We start from the raw sequence: 23,058 nt of genomic DNA on the forward strand, positions 1-23,058 counted from the left end.
GTGGTTAGAACCTCCGTTTATGTTGGGTTTTTACTTCTTCTAAAAATGTCACATAATGCTCGTAGCGAAATTCGCGTATTTCACCTTGAGCTAACGCTTCTTTTACCGCACATTTCGGTTCTTGCGTATGGGTGCAGCCGCGAAATTTACATGACGGGAGGCGGTCTCTCATTTCAGGAAAATAGTGGGACAGCTCTTCCGGTTCCATATCAATAAAATCAAGGGAGCTAAACCCTGGTGTATCTGCTACGAGACCCGACCCGAATGGAATAAGCTCCACATGGCGCGTCGTATGCTTTCCTCTTCCTAGGTGGGAAGAGATTTGATTCGTTTCAATATCCAAAGCCGGGTTTATGGCGTTTAGAAGCGAGGACTTCCCTACACCTGATTGTCCTGCAATGACGGACACATGATCGTCAAACGCTTTTCGGATAGCGTCTAGCCCGAGTTGTTCAATCGTGGACGTCAAATAAACTTTATACCCAAGCTGTTCATAATCATTTCGATACTGCTTGATCGTCTCTAATTCTCCTTCGGTCAACAGATCGATCTTGCTTATCACGATCAACGGTTCAATTCCGTTCGCTTCCACATGGACAAGAAATCGGTCTAACAGCAAGGGCGAGAATGTCGGTTCTGCTGCAGAAAAGACGAGTATGGCTCGGTCGACATTGGCAATGGGGGGTCTGATCAATTCATTTTTTCGTTCCATTATCTCTAGAACGTAGCCATCCGTTTTGTTTTCTGCTTCGAATACTACCTCATCCCCTACTAACGGCTTAATGTTTCGATTACGAAAGTTTCCCCGCCCTCGACATTGAAACAGACCATCTTCATTTTGGACGTAATAAAACCCACTTAATGCTTTAACAATCGTTCCTTTCGGCATGCAAGCCTCCTTGTCTCTCGTTTTTACCATTCTTATTGTAGCGAAAAAAGAGCTGAATGTGAATGTCTAATCCCTGCATGCACTTAGACGGTTTTCACAGTAGCAAGAAAAAAGGTTCTTAGTCAAATGTTGGGGTGGCATAGGAGGGCGAGCCCCTCTTATCCTACCCCGAATGTCTGATGTTTGAATTGATGATGCAAGAGAATACGGTTTCGCAAGCGATCATAACGCCGAAAACCAAAGGCATTTCTCTTAATCACCTTCGTTTGATTATTCAGTCCTTCAATAAAACCATTGTTTAAGCCAAACGCGAGGCTATTCAAGATCTCGGTCTGCCAGTTCTTCAGCGTCTGAATGGCTCGGTGGAACTCCTTTAACGGGCTCGCCTCCACTCTTCGGTAAAAGGCGTAGAGCCCTTGCTTCACCTCGCTCATTCGTCCTTCCCTTCCTTGCATCTTCGCTTCTTGATACCACTGACGAAAATGTTCTTTTAGCTCATACGCTTCCCTTAAATCAGGGGATAGCTCTAAGTACCGCTCCACCTTCTTCTTTTGCTTATCATCCAGTCCTTCTCTCTCTTTCTGAAACAGATGTTTGATCCGTTTACATCGTTTTCGATGATACGGATGGAACGCTTTTTGCACTCGGCGGCGAACCCCTTCCAGAGCCCAGTAGATGTAACGACAGAAATGGAACGGATCCCCAATGATGAGCGGGTGGCCTAAGGCCTTTTGAACAGCCGACTTGAAGGTATAACTGAGATCCATCACGACTGTTTTCACATGATGACCCTTCTCTTGAAGATATCGTTTAAGCGTATCGGCTTTACGATCCGGTAAGATATCCAGTGGCTTCCGTGTATCTGCATCCGCAATGATCACTTGATATTTCCCCGCATTCGTATCCCCTTTGTAATCATCAATCGCAATCCGAGGAGGAAGGTGATCCACCTTCTTCACGAGGGGGGCCGCCAATTGATCAAACCGGCGCATGGCAGTTGTCACGGACGTTTGGAATTGATTCGCTGTGTCCGTAAAGTTCTTCCCTTGAATGAGCCGTAAGCGAAACGCTTGATTCCATTCCACTGTCTGACGCTGATATCGCTCTACAAAACAGGCTTTCTCCGCAAACCGCTTCCCGCATCTGCACGCGTACCGGCGCTTTCGATAGAATAGATACACCCACCGTTCAAAGAGCTTGAGATGTTGAACTTTTTGGATGCGGTAATCATGGATTCTCTCGGTTCTCTCCCCGCAGGATGGGCAACGATGAGGCGTTCGCGGCATTTCTACATGGAGCGCGATAAAGTCCTCTCGTTCCTCCATCTTTGTGACCTTCACACCTTTTAATCCGGGCAAATCCATGGTAAAATTCATCGTACACGCAGCTCCTATCCTTTCTTTGTTTCTAGGCAATTCAAGGATAATGGATAAAGGAGCCTGCGTGCATTTTTTTTGCCCTCTTTTGTGCAAAAACCCCAACATTTATTGTAGAGCCAGAAAGAGCTTAACCGATCGGCTAAGCTCTAGTGTCAATCAATAGGTATACTCTCTCGATGATTTGACGAATTCACCGTTAATGTAAAGGTCAAACGACCCAGGTTGATCCGCGCTCGCTTCTAATGGAATTTGATATGTTTTCGTTTCACTGATTGTCTCATCTATAAACACTCGATCTTGCCCACCTGTCGTTGCGTCACGGTAGACGATACGAACTTGCACTTCTTGTGATGCCTCAATCGGTTGGTTAACCAGATGAGAGCGGGTTTGCGGCTGCTGCGGTTGCTGCGGCTGTTCTTGCTGACCGCCTCCCTGATCCGTTTGTGGTTCAGGTCCCCGTGAAACCACAATGGTAACGTCATCCCCCTCACTTACCGTCGCCCCGCTCGCTGGCGAATGAGAGATGACCCGCCCCTCGGCGACAGAACTGGAATAGTCATAGGAAAAACGTGTGCGAAGACCGTTTTCCTGTAAATACCCATGAGCCTCATTCTCGGTCATTCCTTGCATATTTTCCAAGACAATGTCGCTCGTTGCACTATAGATCAGGGTAACGGTTGTTTCTTCAGGGACAACCGACTCACCAGCTTCTGGCGTTTGCTCAATGACGATGCCTGGTGAAACATCATTCGTTTCCCGCTCTTCTAACCGGACATCGGCAAAATCATTTAATAAACGCTGAGCTTCCTCAATCGTTCTGCCTGTGACATCAATCATCTGCCCTTCCTCAGGGCCCGTGCTTACGAATAATCGAACGGTCGACCCTTGTTTGACGACAGAGCCTGGTCGTGGATGTTGACTGACGACTTCTTCTGCAGGAGCATCGTCCTCCACATCTTCTCGCTCCACTTCTAAACCTAGGCTTCTCAGTTCTGCTTCAGCCTCTTCAAACGAACTCTCTCGAACATCCGGAACGTCCACATCATCTACTTGGAACCAGCTCGGCATTAAGGCAAGTGCTGTAACACCCGTCCCAATTAGCAGGAAGAGAACGATCAAGACCGCCCACAACCATTTCCGCCTTTTCTTTTTCGGCTTCTTTACTTCCTCTTCTGCTGCAGGTGCCTTCGGTTCCTCGACCTTTTTGATCGGAGGAGCTTCCATTGTCTTTTCGAAATCCTCTTGCTCTAACTGCTCGTCTTTTATAATGGGGATCGCCTTTGTTGCTTCCTCGTCATCCTCTTTCTGATCATAAGGACGCTCATTCACTCTAGCAGGATCGAGGGCAGTTGATAAATCCTCGTCCATCTCCGAGACAGTTCCGTACCGGTAAAACGGATCTTTCGCTGTCGCTTTTACAATCACGTTTTCAATGCTTTGCGGCAAAGATGGCTGAATTTCTTTCGGCGACGGAATGTCATTTTGCAAATGCTTTAAGGCAATCGAGACGGCTGTGTCACCTGAAAACGGCAGTTGACCCGTTACCATTTCAAACAGCACAATTCCGAGTGAGTAAATATCGGACTTAAATGTAACAAGGCCGCCTCGTGCTTGTTCTGGTGATAAGTAATGGACGGAACCCATCACCGAGTTTGTATGGGTAATCGTCGCAGATGACATGGCGCGGGCAATGCCAAAGTCAGTCACCTTTACGACACCATCCTCACCAATTAAAATGTTATGAGGTTTAATGTCACGGTGGACAATTTGATTCATGTGGGCGTGAGAGATTGCCGCCATCATTTGACTCATAATATCAATCGTTTCGTCAACAGGTAACGGCCCTCGCTGTTGGATCAGCTCCTTAAGAGTAGGGCCCTCCACGTACTCCATGACGATGTAGTATAGGTTCTCTTCTTCCCCTACATCATAAATACTGACGACATTTTGATGGGCTAAGCTGGTTGCTGCTTGGGCTTCGCGGCGAAACCGCTTAATGAACTGTTCATCCTTCGAAAATTGAGCCTGCAAGACTTTCACAGCGACTTGGCGGTCCAAAATGACGTCCATTGCTTTGTATACATCGGCCATCCCGCCGCCACCAATTGTTTCTAGAATTTCATAGCGACCACTAATTCGCTTTCCTATCATATCGATCACCTGTCTTCAGACGAGGAACCTGTATTTTTAATTAACGCCACTGTGATATTGTCTTCGCCCCCGCGATCGTTCGCTAATTGTACCATCTCTCTCGCCGTTTCATTAACTTCTTTCGTACCAGACATGTACCGAGCAAAATCTTCATTTGATAGCTTATTTGATAGACCATCTGAACATAATAGGAGAACATCATCTGGCTCCCATGAGAAGGTAGTCAGATCGATCTTGATATCCAATTCGGTCCCAAGCGCTCTGAGCAATACATTTTTGCGCGGATGGTGCTCAGCTTCTTCGTCTGAAATTTGCCCCGTACGAACGAGCTCATTGACAAGGGAGTGGTCCCTTGTCTTTTGGGAAAATCCGTGCTCATTCAATAAATACGCACGACTGTCCCCAATATGCGCAATTGTCACTCGTTCCTTATCGACAATTGCCGCAACTAATGTAGTGCCCATTCCTTGACATTCTTCATGCTTTTGCGCGTAATGATAAAGGCTCTCATTCACATGAAGCACTTGATTCCGGAGCCACCCTTCGCTTTCTTGACTAGAAGGGGAAAGGCTCGCTTCCTCCCACGCTTCTTTCAGCAGCTCAGTTGCCATCTTGCTCGCTACATCGCCCGCTTGATGACCTCCCATCCCGTCAGCAACCACGACGAGCAGTTGCCCGTTCTTTTCCATAATTGTCCCGTTATCCTCATTATGAGGACGAACCTTCCCAACATCGGTTAAAAATGAAAAGTTCATGTTCCCGGTCACCTCGTTTCTTCTTTCCTCTCCTTCGCCCTCAGCTGCCCACAAGCCGCATCAATATCATGACCTTGCTCGCGGCGAATTGTCACATTGACACCCCGCTCTTTTAACGTACGTTCAAACGCAAAAATTTGATCACGGGGCGTGCGAACATAATCTCGCTCCGGAACATAATTTACCGGGATTAAGTTCACATGGCATTTAATGTCTTTAATTAGATCGGCAAGTTCTTCAGCATGCTCAACCTGATCGTTTTCCCCTCCGAAAAGACCATACTCAAACGTAACACGTCGACCAGTTTTGTCAATGTAATAACGGATCGCGTCCATCAGCTTCGGAAGAGGCCAGGCCCGGTTTACCGGCATCAACTTACTTCGTAACTCCGTGTTTGGTGCATGTAAAGAAATAGCGAAATTGATTTGCAGCCCTTCATCGGCGAATTGATATATTTTTGGCACAACACCACTAGTCGAAACGGTAATATGGCGTGCACCAATGTTGAGCCCTTTATCATGATTGACGGTTTTTAAAAATGGCATCAACGCTTGATAATTGTCAAACGGCTCGCCAATCCCCATGACGACAATCGAGCCAACTCGCTCGCCCTGTTCGTCCATGGCACGCTGTGCTTCTACGACTTGAGCGACGATTTCTCCTGCTTCCAAGTTTCGCTTCAAGCCTCCTAAAGTAGAAGCACAAAACGTACAGCCGAGACGGCAGCCGACTTGGGTTGTGACACAAACACTGTTCCCATAGTTATGGCGCATGACGACTGTTTCAATGGAATAGCCGTCGTGTAACTCAAATAAAAATTTGATCGTGCCGTCGGAGGATTGTTGCTTTGTCACCGTTTTTAATGTCGTTAAGTTAAAATGTTTCTCTAGCTTCGCGCGCAAATCCTTCGATAGGTTCGTCATTTCTTGAAACTGCTTCACTCTTTTTTCATAGAGCCATTCAAAGATTTGGGTTGCGCGAAATTTCGGTTCACCTTGCTCTTTTAGCCACATCTCTAATTCTTCAAACTGTAGCGTGTAGATGGATGGAAGGTCTCCCCCTTGTTTTGGATCGACTTCCACTTTTAGTTGTTCCACCGTTTCACGTCCTTTCTTTATAGTACCATGCCCATTGTGATGTCACGTTCCTTTTTTCAAGCAAGTGATAAAGAAGCCATCGGTTCCAAAATGATGGGGAAGTATGGTCACCATCCCTTCACGAATGTTGCACGTCGCTTGTACAGCAGCTGGCAAACGGTCAAGAACCGTATCATCGATGGAAAACTCACCGTGCGCCTCCATAAATTCAGCGATAACCTGCTCGTTTTCTAGTTGGTCGATCGTGCATGTACTGTAGATGAGTAACCCGCTTGGTTTAACAAGCTTGGCGACAGATGAAAGGATATCCAGTTGCACATTGCGGATCGCTTTCATGTCTGCTTCCCTTTTCGTCCATTTAATATCAGGCTTCCGCCGGATGACACCGAGCCCGCTGCATGGGGCATCGACGAGAATTCGGTCAAACGGCTCGTCCGCAAACACCTCACGCGCCTTTCGTGCATCTAACGTCTGGGCTTTTATATTGTCAAGGCCAAGGCGCTTCGCCTGCTCTTCGATCAACTTCACTTTATGACGGTGCATGTCTAGGGAAACAATCGTCCCTTCACCGTCCATACGCTCTGCCATATGAGTCGATTTCCCGCCAGGCGCTGCACAAGCGTCCAAAATTCGCTCTCCTGGACGAGGGGCTACAGCTCTTGCAACGAGCATGGAGCTTTCATCTTGAATCGTGAGCTCCCCATCTTGAAACAGACGAGTCGACGTAATCGTTCCTTTATCAACGACAATGGCGTCGTCGGAAAGAACCCCATTCGTCGCTTGTACTCCTTCATGTTCTAACCGTTCCAACGCTTCCTCGACCGTTCGTTTTCTAACATTAACCCGAGCGGTGACTTTCGGGGGCAGTAGCATTTCTTCACAAATAGAGACCGTCTCTTCCTCCCCGTATTGATCGATCCATCGTTTTACAAGCCACTCAGGATAGCTATATTCAACAGCTAAACGCTTCACCTTATCCTCGATTGCCGCAAACGGCGGCATCCCTTGGCGCTGCATGGAACGAAGCACCCCGTTTACTAGACCGCTTATTCCTTTATGGCCCCGCTTTTTCGCGATGTTCACCGCTTCGTGAATAATCGCATGGGGAGGGACCTTGTCCAAATAAACGAGCTGATAGACAGAAAGTCGGAGGAGGATCCGCACCCAATCCTCCAGCTTCCTTTTTCCTTTTGCGACGAACGAGGCGATATAGTAATCGAGTGTTTTTTGCCGTTGAACCGTCCCGTAGACGAGCTCGGTTAATAACCCGATATCACGAGGCTCCAAGTTCGCTTGTTTTATTTTTTGGTTAAGCAATAGATTGCTGTACGCTTGACTTTTTTCAATTTGCACTAAGGTTTCAAGCGCCACTTCCCGTACTGACTTAGCTGCCATCCTGTCCTCCTAACACACTTCCAACCGATAGCTGACTTCCTGCCCCGCGCAAAAAGTCCCTTGCCAGCATACGTTTTTTCCCAGCTGGCTGGAGATCTGTCACTTTCAGCGCAGTTTCGTCACCTGTGGCAACGAGAAAACCGTTTTCCTCCAAGGCTATAACGGTACCTGGGGCTTCTTTTTTCGGGCTGCTCACTTTTTCAGCCCACCATATTTTCATTGGCTTCCCATTCCAAAGCGTATAAGCCACTGGCCATGGATGGAGTCCGCGAATTTGATTGTAAATTCGTTCTCCCTCCTTACGCCAATCGATCTCTTCTTTCTCACGGGTAATGTTTGGAGCAAACGTGGCGAGCTGATCGTCTTGCGGAATCGACTGGAGTTCGCCTTTAATCAGCGGCGGAATTGTTTTTGCTAATAAGGCTGCCCCGGCCTCACTTAGTTTATTATGCAAAGACCCGACATGATCGTCATCCGCAATTGGGACAGTCACTTGTGTTAAAATGTCACCTGCGTCTAGCTTCTCAGCCATGTACATAATCGTAATCCCTGTTTCTTTTTCACCATCAATGATCGCTTGATGAATCGGCGCCCCGCCGCGATACTTCGGCAATAACGATGCGTGAACGTTAATGCAGCCATGCTTCGGATACTCAAGCAAAGCGTTAGGAAGAATTTGTCCGAACGCGGCTGTTACAATAAGATCAGGTTCAAAGGAAAACAGACGCTCTAGCTCGGCCTCGTCCCGAATTTTTTCTGGTTGCAAAACCGGAATTTGATGCTTCTCCGCCTCCACCTTCACCGGCGGCGGGGTTAACACCCGTTTTCGTCCAACTGGGCGATCTGGCTGGGTGACAACAGCTGCGATCGTATATCCATCTTCAATTAAACGACGAAGCACCGGAACAGAGAAGTCCGGTGTCCCCATAAAGACAATCTTCATTCGTTCCATCTACCTTTCCATTAGTCGCATTTTACATAAACAGATAAGGCTGTCTATCAATGTTTACCTGCAATTCGCCACGGCTCGTTTCCTGCAAAAAGTGCTGACGAATTTCACGTAGAATTCGGCTTAATTCTGGTTCATTTTTGTATTTTATCAGACATTGGTAACGATATCTATCGTTGATCCTCGCAATCGGTGAGACGACTGGCCCTAAGACGATCGCTCGGTCATCTAACTGCTCTCTTAAGAAGCGGACAATCTTCTCCGATACATCAATGACCTTCGTAATTTGTGAGTGACTAATATGAATGAGTGTTAAATAATAGTACGGCGGGTAGCCTCCTTGCCTGCGATACATCATTTCTGTCTCAAAGTAAGACAAATAATCGTGTTGCTTCACGAGTTCGATGCTGTAATGGTCTGGCGAGTACGTCTGCACAACGACCTCTCCAGGCAACGTGTGACGCCCGGCCCGGCCGCTCACTTGTGATAACAGTTGAAATGTCCGTTCGGTCGCACGAAAGTCTGGTAAGTGCAACATCGCGTCCGCTGCCAGGATTCCCACGAGGGTTATGTTCGGAAAGTCCAATCCTTTGGCGATCATCTGCGTCCCAAGCAAAATGTCGGCTTCCCCTTGACCGAACTGTTTCAGCAGCTGTTCATGGGCTCCCTTTTTTCGCGTCGTGTCTACATCCATGCGGATGACTCTAGCCTCAGGCAACACTTTTCTCAATTCTTCTTCCACCTTTTGTGTACCTGAGCCGAAAAAACGGATATGTTCACTCCCACACGACTTACACACCTTCGGCATCGGCTCTTCATGGCCGCAGTAGTGACATTTTAACGAATGGTTGCTCCGATGGTACGTAAGGGAAATGTCACAGTGCTCACATGTAGCTACATACCCACAGTCTCGACACATGACGAACGTTGAATACCCTCGTCTATTTAAAAATAAAACGCTTTGTTCCCCTCGTTCAAGCCGTTGCTTTAACTTAGAAAACAATGCTTCTGAAAACATGGAGCGATTACCGCCTCTCAGCTCTTCCCGCATGTCAACTACCTCAACGGTCGGCATCGGGCGGTCGTTCACACGCTCTGTCAAAGAGAGGAGCGTATACACCCCTTTTTTCGCCCGTGCATAGGACTCTAACGCAGGCGTTGCACTTCCTAAAATAACCGGGCACCGATGATAACGTCCGCGGAACATCGCCACATCCCTTGCATGATAACGGGGCGCTTCTTCTTGCTTGTACGTACTTTCATGTTCTTCATCAATAATAATAATCCCTAAATTTTCAAATGGCGCAAAAATAGCGGAACGGGCACCGACGACAACCTGTACTTCACGGCGATGAATCTTCCGCCATTCATCATACTTTTCACCAACGGACAGCCCAGAATGCATAACAGCCACTTTTGAACCGAACCGGCTGCGAAACCGATGAACCATTTGGGGAGTAAGGGAGATTTCCGGAACGAGAACGATCGCTTGCTTCCCTTTCGCGAGGACACGGTTGATCGCTTGCAAATAAATCTCTGTCTTCCCACTCCCAGTTACGCCATGAAGAAGAAACGGCTCATGGCGGTTCTCTTCGATGCTTCTCGCAATTGGCGTAGCAACGTTCTGTTGGGCAATGGTTAACGGAAGGGGTTCCGTTCGCTCGACATCTTTCTCAAGAAACGGGTCGCGATAAACTTCTTCCTCAATTTCCTTCACTAGCCCTTTATCCATAAGTCCCTTTAAGGTTGCTCGTGTTGTCTCTAGCGCTTCAATTAACGAGAGGGACGGATAACGACCGCCTTGCTCGGCTAAGAACAACCACATGTCCCGCTGCTTTTTCGCTCGTTTCGGAATCTGTTCAAGTCCTTCGTCTTTGTTTACGTGACTTAATTGGACGGTGATTCGCTCTGTTTTTTTTCGACCCTTGTCTTCAACTACATACGTCCATTCAAGCAACTGCTCGTTCAATGCCGATTTCACATGCTGAAGCACTTCTTTTCTTTCGTTGGCAAGCGTTTCCCACGTTATGGCGTCTTGCGTTTGAAAATAAGGTCGGATAGCGCTCGGAAGCTTGTCCACTTCGGTCAGCAAACGTAGCTGTTTGATCACCTTTGTCCGCATCGCAGCTGGCAGCATCGCCTGGTAAGCAGATACTTGAAAGCAGAGCGTCTCATCCGTTAGCCATTCCCCTAACTCCAGTAGTTCCTGTGTCAGGACGGGCTTACCGTCAAGGACATCCGCCAACTCTTTTAATTTACCTTTTTTCACGCTAGATTCGTGCTTCACCGCCAGAACAAACCCTTGAACCTTCCTTGGTCCAAAAGGCACAACGACACGCAATCCGGACTCAATGATCGACTCCAGTCGTTCTGGTACAAGGTAATCGTACCGACGGTCGGTTTGCATCGTTGGCACATCGACGACGACTTCAACGATCATTGGTTCTCTCTTCCTTTTTCCAATTGTTCGCTAATCATCATGATCAGACAGTGTGCCACTTCGTCTTTTGTCATCAATGGCAAAGGCTTCACGTCTCCTTGCTTAAAATAAACCGTCACTCGGTTCGTATCGATTTGAAACCCTGCTCCTTCCTCGGTTACATTGTTCGCCACAATCATATCTGCGTTTTTTTCTTTTAGTTTTTTTTGTGCGTATGTTTCTACTTCTTGCGATTCTGCTGCAAAACCAACGAGGAATTGGCTTTCTTTCTTTTCGCCTAACGTCTTTAAAATGTCAACCGTTCGTTCAAGTTCAATCACCCAGTCGCCGTCCTTCTTTTTCACTTTCTGCTCATGGACTACCCTCGGGCGATAATCAGCCACGGCTGCTGTTTTGATTACGACATCGGCATCGGAGAATTCAGCCAAGACCGCTTCATACATGTCTTGTGCAGATTTGACATTCACGACGCTAACCCCATCGGGCTTTTCTAGTGAAGTTGGTCCAGAAATGAGTGTTACGTTTCCACCAAAGTCTCGCGCTGCTTTCGCTAACGCATACCCCATTTTTCCTGACGAGCGATTCGTAAAAAAACGGATAGGATCAATTGTTTCCTGCGTCGGCCCAGCAGTGATCACGATCTTTTTCCCCGCTAAGCTTGACGATGGTGGGGTAAAGTGGACTTCGATTGTCTTCAACAAATCTTCCGGTTCAGGCATACGCCCTTTTCCGATCCAGCCACAAGCTAAATAACCAGCACCCGGCTCCAGCAGCCGATAGCCATCCTTCGCGAGCTGCTGCATATTTCGCTGCACGGCAGGGTGTTCATACATGTTGACATTCATCGCTGGTGCGAGATAAATGGGTGCTTTCGTTGCCAGTAACATCGTTGAGAGCATGTCATCTGCAACCCCGTTGGCTAATTTACCGATCAAGTTGGCCGTCGCTGGCGCAATGATGATCACGTCTGCCCAATCGGCAAGCTGAATATGAGCAATTTCGCTCGGATCTGGTTCTGAAAATGTGTCATCGTAGACCGGATGCCGGGTCAATGCTTGGAACGTGAGCGGAGTGACAAATTTTTTCGCCCCCTCTGTCATGACAACCTTCACTTCAGCACCTGCTTGGACGAGCTTACTCGCGAAAGCGGCTGATTTAAACGCGGCAATCCCTCCTGATACACCTAAAACGACGCGTTTCCCTTGTAGCATGTCCTATCCCCCATTTTGTTCTGATCTCAGACTTTCACATGAGAAGAGCTTAGCTTACCGCCAAGCTTTACTAGCCAGAGCGGCGTTTTTCGTATTCTTTAATCCTTCCATAATTAAAGTGATAGAAACGCTTGGCTCATCACCAAATCGCGAAAGCCTTTGGTTTTAATACGGCCCTTTTTTGCCCTCTTTTGTGCAAAAACCCCAACATTTATTGTAGAGCCCTAAAAATAAGTGTTTGACAGTATAAGAAAACAACCTAAGCCATAATGGATAGGTTGCCTGTCCTACTTGCTTTTACTGTTCTTTCCGTTCGTACTGAAGGTGATCTTCCACGATTTCTTCAAGAGCGACACCAACTGGCTTGAACGATTTTGGCTTTCCTACAAGCGGTCCGCGTTGGTCGTCTTCCTTCAGTTCTCGTGCACGTTTTGCAGATACTGTCACAAGGGTATATTTAGAATCTAATTTGTCCATAAGTGAATCAATTGACGGATAAAGCATGTTATTCTACCTCCACTAGTTGATGGTACTTTTCAATCAAACGTTCTCGTTTGCAATGCTCAGCGGTGACGATTGCTTTGATGCGGTCAACCGCTAGCTCCACTTCGTCATTTTCGACGACATAATCGTATTTTTTCATCATTTCTATTTCTTCTTTAGCGACGTTCATTCGCTTATTGATGACTTCTTCTGTCTCCGTGCCGCGGCCTACAATACGACTGCGCAACTCCGCCAAGCTTGGTGGCATTAAGAAAATAAACACACCCTCTGGAAATCGTTCGCGTACTTTGAGAGCACCCTGTACCTCGATTTCAAGAATAATGTCCTTTCCGCTATCAATCGTTTCGCGGACATATTGGATCGGCGTGCCGTAATAGTTCCCTACATACTCGGCCCACTCCAGAAGCTCTTCTTTTTCAATCATCGCTTCAAACTGTTCCCGCGACTTGAAAAAGTAGTTCACGCCGTCCACCTCTCCTTTACGAGGAGCTCTCGTCGTCGCAGAAACGGAGTATTGAATGTTTGTGTCATGCTTTCGAAGTGCACTGCACACCGTTCCCTTTCCCACACCAGCGGGGCCGGAAAGGACGATAAGCAAACCTTTCTCTTTTTCCATGATGAACCTCCCTAAAAAGAAAACAGAAGGCGCATTCGTCATCGTTCGTTTTCGGAACGGGCATTGCGTCTGCGCCTAAGTCCTACCTTATAATCATTATGTACAGACGGGCGTTATGCTTCGCCTTCTAAATCATCTTTGCTCGTTAAACGCTGGGCCACGGTTTCAGGTTGTACTGCGCTAAGAATGACGTGATCGCTATCGGCAATTATGACCGCACGCGTTCTTCGCCCGTACGTGGCATCGATCAGCATGTTTCGGTCTCGCGCCTCTTGAATGATCCGTTTAATTGGAGCGGATTCTGGGCTGACGATTGAAATGATTCTGTTCGCTGATACAATGTTACCAAAACCGATATTGATTAATTTAATGTTCATTCGTTTCCCCTGCCTTTGGAGAGCGCCTCGCTACTCTCATCAATTTTGCCAATCATGGCCGTTCCTATACTTGTCACAATCTTATTATTCTAGCATGTTATTCAATATTTTGCACTTGTTCTTTCATTTTCTCTATTTCACTCTTCATCTCAACCACATGTCTGCGAATCGCCAAATGGTTGGCCTTTGAACCGATCGTGTTCGCTTCTCGGTTCATTTCTTGTACAAGAAAATCAAGCTTTCTTCCTACAACGCCCCCGCCTGAGAGAATGTTCGCGAATTGCTCAATATGAGAACGAAGTCGCGTAAGTTCTTCCGAAATATCACTTTTTTCTGCAAAAAGGGCCACCTCAGCCAGAAGCCTACTTTCATCCAACTGGCTCTCAAAGCCCGATAAAAATTCATTGACCCGCTTTCGCAACTTGTCCCGGTAATGATCAACCACCTCTGGACTGTACGTATCAATTTGTTCGACAAGCTCACTCATGATGTTAAGGCGAACGTCAAGATCTTGTTTTAAGTGGCTTCCTTCCTCCATCCGCATGTGTCGCAAATCGTGAACCGCTTTCTCCATTGCTTGTTTGATCACCTGGATAAGCTCTTCATCCACTTCCCCTGCCTCATTGACTTGGACAAGCTGGTCAGAAAAGAGCAGAGAGGGAATATCGAGCACATGCTCCTGATTAATGGTCTGAGCGATTTTTCGTGAAGCTGCCTCATATTGTTTGAGCAGATCCCAATCGACTTCAAGTTCTCTTTTTGTCAACGCTTCTCCTTCTATTTTAATAAAAACATCAAGCTTTCCGCGTTGCACAGCATTTTTCGCGATTTTTTTCAGCTCTTCTTCTAAGAAAGATAATGGTCTCGGCAGGCGGCAATTCCATTCAAAAAAGCGATGGTTGACTGATCGAAGCTCAACCGTTGCTTTAAATGCATCGCCTTCAATCGAAGCGAACCCATACCCTGTCATGCTTGCTATCATGTCTATCACATCCACAACGTTATTTTAACAAAATCATATGGGCTCAAACAAGTAAAGATAACGTCGCTTGCTTGAGAAAAATCGAGATGATAGTAGAAAACAGCGGAAAACGGCACTTTTCCCCCTCTCTTGCACGAAGAGAAATGAGCGTTTGTGAAAAACATTCGAAACTCCGCCTTCTATCATCCTTTGATGAACCTGATGGCATAAGGAAAGCCTGGCTCCACCTATTCTTTTTTCGTTTTCTCTGGAACGCAGGCTAGCCCTCTATTTATTTTGCCTTTAGTAAGCGAAATCCTCCTAAAACGACGGTTGGAATTGCAGCCATTCCGATAATGAGTAACCATTCACGCCCGGTTAACGGAACGGTATGGAACACTTGCTGTAATGGAGGGTAATAGATCACGATCAGCATTAATAAAACGGACGAAAGTACCGCTAGGACTAAATATTTGTTCTCAAATGGGTTACGGTGAAAAACCGAATATTCACTTCGGCAATCAAACACGTGAATGAGCTGAGCCATCACAAGGGTAACAAAGGCCACGGACTGAGCTCTAGTCAAATCGTCTGGATTCGCTTGTAACGTCAGCCAGAAAGCGGCCAATGTGACAACGCCAATCATAAATCCCCGGCTCACGATTTTCCATGCAAGCCCCCTAGCAAATATCCCTTCTCGCGGATGGCGGGGCGGCCGCTTCATAACGTTTCCTTCGGGCTGATCCATCCCGAGCGCCATTGCAGGCAAACCATCAGTCACGAGATTAATCCAAAGAATTTGCGTCGCAACGAGCGGCAAAGGCATGCCGAGCAACATGGCAAACAGCATAACAAGTATTTCCCCTACGTTTGACGCAAGCATGTAGCGAATGAACTTGCGAATGTTATCGTAAATGTTCCGCCCTTCGCGAATGGCGGCGCGAATCGTCGCAAAGTTATCATCGCTCAAAATAAGGGAAGAGGCCTCTTTTGCTACATCCGTTCCCGTAATCCCCATGGCAATCCCGATATTCGCTGCTTTGATCGCTGGAGCGTCGTTGACTCCATCGCCTGTCATGGCTACAATGTGGCCCCGCTCCTGCATGGCCTTGACAATCTTCAATTTATGTTCGGGAGAAACTCTTGCGTATACGTAGATTTGATCGACCATCTCGGTTAGCCTACGATCTGTTAAGTGGTTAAGCTCCGTCCCATCTATGACTTTCCCTCCAGCGGGTAAAATGCCAAGCTTTTTCGCTATCGCAGCCGCTGTAAGGCGATGATCACCTGTAATCATAACGGTTTTAATTCCTGCTTGACGGCATTCTTCAATCGAATCAAACACTTCTTCACGTGGAGGATCGATCATCCCTTGTAAACCGATAAACGTAAGGTCACACTCTGCTTCATAAGCTTCGTCTACCGACTCATTTGGCCTGAGCGGTCTGTAGGCAACGGCAATCGTTCGTAGCGCCTGTGATGCCATCGTTTGAATCGTCCGCTCTACCTCTTCCCGGCGTTTGGGGGTTAACGCTTCCTGCTCTCCGCGATAACGGATTTTTTTACTCACCTGTAAGATGACATCGGGTGCACCCTTCGCCACGACAAAACGCTGCCCTTTCTCATTTTCAACAACGACGCTCATCATTTTGCGGGTCGATTCGAACGGAAATTCTTTCAGTCTTTTAAACTGTCTATCTAATTGTTCCCGGGAGAAGCCTGCCTTCATGGCGGCAACTAACAGAGCCCCTTCCGTCGGATCGCCTTCGATGTGGTAGGCTGTGCTTTCCTTTGTTTTCAACATCCCTTTTTTTACCGTCCGCTGCTTCAACTGTGAATTATTGCATAAGAGCCCGTATGAGAGCAAGAGATGTAAACTCCGGTGCCTTTTCGGGTCCGTTTCCTTTTTCCCTTTCGTAAAAAGACCATGGGGCTCATAGCCCGTCCCTGACACATGCCATGTTTCACCACTTGCCCATACTTGCGTCACCGTCATTTTATTTTGCGTGAGCGTGCCTGTTTTATCAGAGCAAATGACGGAGGCACAGCCGAGCGTTTCCACAGCGGGCAGCTTTCGGACAATTGCTCTTCTCTTGATCATCCGCTGCACCCCTAGGGCAAGGGCAACGGTCACGATAGCCGGTAATCCTTCTGGGATTGCAGCCACGGCAAGGGAAACTCCGGCAAGAAACATTGTGTACGCATCATGACCCTGTATGACCCCAATGACGACAACCATTGCCGTAAGTAAAAGCGCAACAGCGATCAACACTTTCCCTAGTTGCTCAAGCTTTCGTTGTAACGGCGTAATGACCGTTTCCGTCGTTTGCAACAGGTGAGCGATTTTGCCCATCTCAGTTTTCATTCCTGTTGCTACCACAATCCCTATTCCTTGCCCCTCGGTGACAAGGGTACCCATAAACGCCATGTTCGCTTGGTCGCCTAGCTGTAAGTCGGTCTGCTCCATTCTGTCCCCATGCTTATGAACGGGAAGCGACTCACCTGTTAAAGAGGACTCCTCAATGCGAAGGCTTGCCGTTTCAAGTAAGCGGATATCCGCCCCAACTCGGTCACCGCTTGTTAGTTTCACTACATCGCCAGGGACAACAGTAGCGGCTGGAACCTTTAACCATTTACCATCACGTAAAACGACCATTTGCGGTGCTGATAATTCTTTTAACGCCGAAAGGGATTTTTCTGCCTTTCGTTCCTGAATAAATCCGAGGACGCCATTTAGTAGAATAATTAAAATGATGGTAATAGCGTCAATATATTCTCCAAGCAAGCCCGAAATAAGCGTAGCTGCAAGAAGGACGAGAACCATGAAATCTTTAAATTGCATAAAGAAGAGAATCAAGGCTGACACCGATTCCCCTTCGTCCAGTTTATTGAAGCCAACCCTTTTTAATCGTTTGTCGACTTCCCTTTGCGGCAATCCGTCTGCCCCAAGGACCCCTGTTGCTTTTTTTACCTCTTCCTCTCCCATTTGATACCACTTCATGGTCACACCTCACATCAGTTTGTCCCGTTATACAAGCCATCTTATTCAGACAAGCACCATTTCATGCTATACTCTTGTCATTGGAGACAAACGTTTCTGTAGAAAAGCTTGGCTTGTTGCCAAGTCCCCTTCTTTTCTTAAGCGATCATGATGCGTATCCATGTATTTTTGTTTTTTGAGGTGAACAGCCATGTCTTTTGACGGTCTTATGACACGAGCCATCGTCCACGAATTACAGGAGACGATCAGCGCAGGAAGAATATTAAAGATCTATCAGCCGTTTAAAACGGAGCTTTTACTAACGATTCGGGCTCAAGGAGCGAACCATCAACTGCTTCTCTCTGCCAATGCCAACTTTGCCCGAGTTCACTTTACGAAGGAGAAATATGCGAATCCTGCAACACCACCGATGTTTTGCATGCTTTTACGCAAGCATTTAGAAGGAGCCGTCATTGAGGAGATTAAACAAATCGACCTTGATCGGATCATTGAAATCACGGTCAAAACGCGAGACGAAATTGGCGATACGAGCTACAAGACGCTCGTCATTGAAATCATGGGGCGCCACAGCAACATGATCCTCGTCGATCCGAAAACGAATGTGATTCTTGACAGCATTAAACATGTAAGCTTGGCGCAAAGCAGCGTCCGTCCCGTTCTCCCAGGTCAACCCTATACGAGACCGCCGGCCCAAGGGAAAGCAAACCCGCTGACAGCGACAAAAGAAGACATTTTGAAGAAGCTAGACTGGAATGAAGGTAAGCTCGATCGCCAGCTTGTCCGCGCGTTTTCTGGCCTTTCCCCTATCGTAGCTAAAGAGATCGTCTTTCGTGCGGGTATGGCGAACCGCGACTCGCTCCCTGCTGCATTTACGACCTTCATGCAAGATGTGGCGGCGCACCGCTATGAACCAACGTTTATACAAGGGGAAGAAAAGGAACAGTTTTCGTTTCTCCCGCTCACCCATATGAAAGGCGAACGAAAAACCTTTGCTTCATGTAGCGCCCTTTTAGATCGATTTTATTTTCAAAAGGCAGATCGAGACAGGGTGAAGCAGCAAGCCCATGACCTTGAGCGGTTTTTACGGAACGAGCGGGACAAAAACGTAAACAAGATTAAAAAGCTCGAGAAAACGTTGGATGATGCAGAAAAAGCGAAGCAGTACCAAAAGTTTGGTGAGCTAGTCACGGCCAACTTACACCTCGTCAAACGTGGGGATGCGTCGGTTGACGTATTGGATTATTATGAGGAGGACGCCCCGACCATCACAATCCCTCTCGATCCACAAAAGCAGCCATCTGAAAACGCCCAAGCGTATTTTCGCAAATATACGAAGGCAAAAAATTCAGTCGAGGTGACGAAGGAGCAAATTGAAAAAGCCAAAATCGAAATCGACTATTTTGAGCGCTTGATTCAACAAGTCGAAACGGCTTCTGCGAGAGATGTAGAAGACATACGGGAAGAGTTAATCGAAGAAGGCTACCTTCGCCGCAAACAAAAGGTGAGCAAAAAACGTAAGGAAACTACGCCGCAACCAGAGCAGTACGTTTCCTCAACCGGCATCCCGATCATTGTCGGAAAAAACAACAAACAAAACGAATACGTAACGAATCGACTCGGACGGCAAGATGAAATTTGGCTCCATACGAAAGACATCCCTGGGTCCCACGTCCTCATCCGTAGCACAGATCCGGATGAAGTAACACTTCAGGAGGCAGCGAACTTAGCCGCTTACTTCAGCAAAGCACGGCAATCGAGCTCCGTCCCTGTTGACTATACGAAAATCCGTCACGTAAAAAAACCGAACGGGGCCAAACCAGGCTACGTCATTTATGAGAATCAAACGACCTTGTTCGTCACCCCCGATGAAGAGAACGTCATTCAACTAAAGAAGCAATCATAAAAAAGTCTTCTTGTTCACTATAACGGGACAACATCTACCCGGATAACGGCCACTCAAAACAGGCCTTATTCGGGTATTTTTTGGCGATTGAAGAGCAGGCAAAAAAAAAACGCAGACCCCTTGACCCTTCCATTGACTGCAAACAACGAAAGGACAGGCGCTGCTTGGATGAAAATTATGGTGATATGAGTGCCCTTGAGGATACGGACAAGCGACATAATCATATAACGTCATCTTGCCCGTAAATCATCACTGCTTGATTCACGAAATCGACTTTAACCACGGTACCAATCGGTAATCATTGTTCTCCCTTAGATGACGAGAGACTATACATTAGCTTTTTCCCTCTAGTTTCTTTAACAAATTTTCCTTTGTTTTCGGGTAGACTTTTCTCAAAATGAAAAGGATCCATAGTTCAAAGAGAAAAAGGAAAAACAATACGATCCCAGTGCCAATGACTTTCATTGAAAGGATCAAATCTTCTTCCTTTTGAAAAAACCATCCATAAAATAATAATACAGAAACTGCTACAACAGGAAGCGCCATAATAATTGCAAAAAGTATATTTTGCCATAGAAGCGCAAAGTACACCCGATCGCTTACTCCATTGGTTCTCTTCCTTTATTTTCTGATAAAAAAAGCCGATCTCCGTCTTTCTTGCTTTTAATGTGTCTACAAATAGATGAATCAGCCTCATGATTGTCACCTTTATTTCAGATCCCAATTAAATCGTACCCAGCGAAAAAGTGGCTCGTGAACTACTTCGTTACCCACACTACCTTACTATTCCGACTAAGCAATTCTCTCGAAACGAGATGTTTTACAAATGAGCGTAAAAAGTACGTGAGAAAAAAGAAATTGTCTTACCCACACCAAAGTCTCTATGCAAACTCTCGCAAGCAATCCTTCATTCCTTGCCATCGTTAGCATAGACCCCCTTACATGGATGACTTTGGATAAAACTACGTATCTATTGTACAAATTTCATATCGTGAAAGGAACCTTATCACAGCGATTAGGGTCTAAGGTCTTTAGATTATAAAAAACGAATAGGTGTATAGGTCTAATATGGGGGATGAGGTGAAATAAACAGGAGGGGTTTATAGTTCTTTTATAATTCTAGTGTTCCAATGAAAATATGCCATTTGGACCATATTCATCCTTTTACATGGCGCAACACTTAAACACGTTTGGTCATTTAAATCAATAGGAACGTTTTCCACAACAGATGACCCCGCGCTTCGGTGCCGTACCGATACGCGGGGCTCTTTTCCATCAGCCACCGATATGTGACATTTCAACTTTTTTCCGTTTGTTCGTATGGCTCGTTCGCTTGAGCGAGTATTGATCGTCACGCACATGCCAAATGGCGGCAAGCTTTTGCTGGATCGCCTCATCGGATGCGTCGCTGCGAAGAAGCTCGCGGAAGTCGTGACCTTTTGTCGCAAAGAGGCATGTGTAAAGCTTTCCTTCTACAGATAACCTTGCTCGGTTACACGTTGTGCAAAAGGCGTCGGTTACTGACGAAATGACGCCAATTTCCACCGAAGTTCCCTTATAGCGATACCGCGTCGCAACCTCGCCTGGATAATCCGACTCGACCGGCTCAAGCGGATGGACTTTATGAATCATCTCGAGAATGTCTCGCTTTGCGACGACATCATCCATGCGCCAGCCATTGGAGTTTCCTACGTCCATGTATTCAATAAACCGGAGCGTGTACCCTTTCTCCTTAAAAAATTGTGCCATCGGCAATACATCCTGGTCGTTTACTCCTTTTTGCACGACCATGTTTACTTTTACGCCAAGCCCCGCCTCCTTTGCGGCCTCCATTCCGTCAAGGACTGGCTTCGTCCCGATCCCTCGACCATTGATCTTGCCGAAGCGCTCATCATCCAAGCTGTCTAAGCTGACAGTCACTCGTTTCAGCCCTGCTTTTTTCAGCTTGTCAGCCATTTTCGGTAGCAGCGTGCCATTCGTTGTCATCGCTACATCCTCAATGCCTGTTGTTGCGGTTAGCATGGAAATGAGCTGATCTACATCTTTCCGCATGAGCGGCTCACCGCCGGTAATGCGGATTTTTTTTATCGGGGAAGTTTGATGAAATAAATGAACGAGCCGGTTGGTTTCCTCAAAACTAAGAATCTCAGTCTTTTTTAAAAAAGGATAGTCAGGTCCAAAAATGTCGGCGGGCATACAATAGTGACAGCGAAAGTTACAACGATCAGTAACAGAGATTCGCAGATCTCGGAACGGGCGATTAAGTCGGTCGGTCATCGGTTGAGTTCCCATGTCATTGAACCTCCTTTTTTGGTGTAAGAATCCGCTCTGGAACGGTGTAAATATTCATCCGTCCGTCACGGATAAAGCCAGCGGTCGTGACATTTAATTCCTCAGCCATCGTCAATGCCAGCTCGGTTGGTGCCGATTTGGACAGCATGATGCCGACGCCAATTTTAGCTGCCTTTAATAGGACTTCCGACGATATCCGGCCGGAAAACAACAGCACTTTATCGCGGACAGGTACGCCGTTCATTAGACAGTATCCGTACAGTTTATCTAACGCATTATGGCGACCAATATCGGTGCGGGAGATGAGCATTTGTTCTGGGGTTGCAAGGGCGGCGTTATGGACGCCTCCTGTTTGCTGAAAAATGACGCTTTGCTCCTGAAGGGCTTCCATCAAGCGAAAGCATTGTTCAGGCGTAATCGTCGTCCGGCTCGTGGACGTCTTAGCCGTTTTTGCGTCATTGTGAAAATAAAAGGATTGTCGGCTCTTTCCACAGCAAGAACCGATCATTCGTTTGGAGTAAAATTGCCATTCGGTTGGCAGCTCTTTCGTGAGAGAAACATAGGCAAACCCACGCGATTCATCGATGGAAAGGGAGGCGACATCTTGTTTGTAAAATCGAATGAGTCCCTCTGAGCCTAAAAACCCAATCACCATTTCTTCTAGATCGGCCTGCGTACAGACCATCGTCGCAAACTCACGATCATTTACATAGATCGTCAGCGGGTATTCACGTGCCACCTGATCCTCTCGATGTACAACGTTTTGATCGGTAATTGAAATAATTTTTCGCGTTGCTTGCATAGGGTTTGTCAACTTTCCTCACCTTCCTCCACAGGTGAAATTAGCTTACATTTAATCATAGATTGAGAAAATTCACAAGTCTACTTCCAAGAGTAAATAAAAAAAGCTGGACGGGACATCGGTTTTTCCTTCCTCTGTTCATCTGGTACGTGAGTAACCCTATTCATCAACTAAAAAAGCTCTTGTCAATGTATCCGTTTTCATGATAGAATCAAAACGGATTTATTCACAATTTTGCAACATTTTGCTCGAGAAGGATGGACACGGGATAGCGAACCTGTCGCCGGTTATCCTTTCAGCAAATGGACATCAAACGCTCCGTTTGGTTCAGCAGCA

At 46.8% G+C, this 23,058-nt stretch carries 18 protein-coding genes; 1 reads left to right on the forward strand and 17 read right to left on the reverse strand.

The genetic code is table 11. From position 1 onward, the window contains the following. Window positions 1-4: 4 nt before the first annotated feature. From rsgA to FED51_RS12770, 14 genes are all read right to left on the reverse strand, one after another. Complete coding sequence (gene rsgA / locus FED51_RS12705; RefSeq protein WP_053430934.1) at window positions 5-889, reverse strand: ribosome small subunit-dependent GTPase A; 885 nt, start codon at window positions 887-889, stop codon at window positions 5-7. Between the two features lie 158 nt (window positions 890-1,047). After that, window positions 1,048-2,265, reverse strand: coding sequence for an ISL3-like element IS651 family transposase (locus tag FED51_RS12710; RefSeq protein WP_138090144.1), 1,218 nt, complete (start codon window positions 2,263-2,265; stop codon window positions 1,048-1,050). Window positions 2,266-2,424: 159 nt separating this feature from the next. Beyond that, window positions 2,425-4,419: a Stk1 family PASTA domain-containing Ser/Thr kinase gene (gene pknB / locus FED51_RS12715; RefSeq protein ID WP_053430933.1), complete on the reverse strand. Its 1,995-nt coding sequence runs from the start codon at window positions 4,417-4,419 to the stop codon at window positions 2,425-2,427. A gap of 5 nt (window positions 4,420-4,424) precedes the next feature. Beyond that, window positions 4,425-5,174, reverse strand: a complete 750-nt coding sequence (locus tag FED51_RS12720; RefSeq protein ID WP_053430932.1) for a Stp1/IreP family PP2C-type Ser/Thr phosphatase — start codon at window positions 5,172-5,174, stop codon at window positions 4,425-4,427. A gap of 8 nt (window positions 5,175-5,182) precedes the next feature. Beyond that, window positions 5,183-6,271, reverse strand: coding sequence for a dual-specificity RNA methyltransferase RlmN (rlmN, locus tag FED51_RS12725; RefSeq protein WP_010898657.1), 1,089 nt, complete (start codon window positions 6,269-6,271; stop codon window positions 5,183-5,185). 42 nt (window positions 6,272-6,313) lie between these two features. Next, the gene (gene rsmB / locus FED51_RS12730; protein ID WP_053430931.1) at window positions 6,314-7,666 is read right to left on the reverse strand and encodes a 16S rRNA (cytosine(967)-C(5))-methyltransferase RsmB; all 1,353 of its coding nucleotides are present in this window, start codon (window positions 7,664-7,666) and stop codon (window positions 6,314-6,316) included. Next, window positions 7,656-8,609: a methionyl-tRNA formyltransferase gene (gene fmt / locus FED51_RS12735; protein ID WP_010898659.1), complete on the reverse strand. Its 954-nt coding sequence runs from the start codon at window positions 8,607-8,609 to the stop codon at window positions 7,656-7,658. Before fmt ends, rsmB begins: the two co-directional genes overlap by 11 nt. A gap of 31 nt (window positions 8,610-8,640) precedes the next feature. Continuing rightward, a complete protein-coding gene (gene priA, locus FED51_RS12740; RefSeq protein WP_053430930.1) occupies window positions 8,641-11,055 on the reverse strand; it encodes a primosomal protein N' in 2,415 nt (804 codons plus the stop codon). Beyond that, the gene (coaBC, locus tag FED51_RS12745; protein ID WP_053430929.1) at window positions 11,052-12,266 is read right to left on the reverse strand and encodes a bifunctional phosphopantothenoylcysteine decarboxylase/phosphopantothenate--cysteine ligase CoaBC; all 1,215 of its coding nucleotides are present in this window, start codon (window positions 12,264-12,266) and stop codon (window positions 11,052-11,054) included. The genes priA and coaBC overlap by 4 nt, the downstream gene beginning before the upstream one ends. A gap of 297 nt (window positions 12,267-12,563) precedes the next feature. Beyond that, complete coding sequence (rpoZ, locus tag FED51_RS12750; protein WP_010898662.1) at window positions 12,564-12,770, reverse strand: DNA-directed RNA polymerase subunit omega; 207 nt, start codon at window positions 12,768-12,770, stop codon at window positions 12,564-12,566. Between the two features lies 1 nt (window position 12,771). Then, on the reverse strand, window positions 12,772-13,386 hold the full coding sequence (gmk, locus tag FED51_RS12755; protein ID WP_010898663.1) for a guanylate kinase: 615 nt from the start codon (window positions 13,384-13,386) through the stop codon (window positions 12,772-12,774). 113 nt (window positions 13,387-13,499) lie between these two features. After that, window positions 13,500-13,763 (reverse strand): extracellular matrix/biofilm regulator RemA, encoded by a 264-nt coding sequence (gene remA, locus FED51_RS12760; RefSeq protein WP_010898664.1) that lies wholly within the window; start codon window positions 13,761-13,763, stop codon window positions 13,500-13,502. Window positions 13,764-13,860: 97 nt separating this feature from the next. Next, window positions 13,861-14,745, reverse strand: a complete 885-nt coding sequence (locus FED51_RS12765) for a YicC/YloC family endoribonuclease (RefSeq protein WP_010898665.1) — start codon at window positions 14,743-14,745, stop codon at window positions 13,861-13,863. Between the two features lie 271 nt (window positions 14,746-15,016). Further along, on the reverse strand, window positions 15,017-17,725 hold the full coding sequence (locus tag FED51_RS12770; RefSeq protein WP_010898666.1) for a calcium-translocating P-type ATPase, SERCA-type: 2,709 nt from the start codon (window positions 17,723-17,725) through the stop codon (window positions 15,017-15,019). A 190-nt stretch (window positions 17,726-17,915) separates the two neighbouring features. On the opposite strand from FED51_RS12770, the gene FED51_RS12775 reads away from it, so the two are divergent. Further along, window positions 17,916-19,628 (forward strand): Rqc2 family fibronectin-binding protein, encoded by a 1,713-nt coding sequence (locus tag FED51_RS12775; RefSeq protein ID WP_010898667.1) that lies wholly within the window; start codon window positions 17,916-17,918, stop codon window positions 19,626-19,628. Between the two features lie 415 nt (window positions 19,629-20,043). Here FED51_RS12775 and FED51_RS12780 read toward each other — a convergent pair whose 3' ends face one another. The 3 genes from FED51_RS12780 to fdhD all read right to left on the reverse strand — a co-directional run bounded on the left by FED51_RS12780 (window position 20,044) and on the right by fdhD (window position 22,734). Beyond that, window positions 20,044-20,325: a hypothetical protein gene (locus tag FED51_RS12780; RefSeq protein ID WP_233443823.1), complete on the reverse strand. Its 282-nt coding sequence runs from the start codon at window positions 20,323-20,325 to the stop codon at window positions 20,044-20,046. 578 nt (window positions 20,326-20,903) lie between these two features. Continuing rightward, window positions 20,904-21,920: a GTP 3',8-cyclase MoaA gene (moaA, locus tag FED51_RS12785; RefSeq protein WP_053430927.1), complete on the reverse strand. Its 1,017-nt coding sequence runs from the start codon at window positions 21,918-21,920 to the stop codon at window positions 20,904-20,906. 1 nt (window position 21,921) lies between these two features. Further along, window positions 21,922-22,734 carry a formate dehydrogenase accessory sulfurtransferase FdhD gene (fdhD, locus tag FED51_RS12790; RefSeq protein ID WP_053430926.1) on the reverse strand — a complete coding sequence of 271 codons (813 nt, stop codon included), beginning with the start codon at window positions 22,732-22,734 and terminating at the stop codon, window positions 21,922-21,924. Window positions 22,735-23,058: the final 324 nt, after the last annotated feature.

The organism is Halalkalibacterium halodurans (assembly GCF_005671335.1).
GTDB lineage: Bacteria > Bacillota > Bacilli > Bacillales > Bacillaceae_D > Halalkalibacterium > Halalkalibacterium halodurans.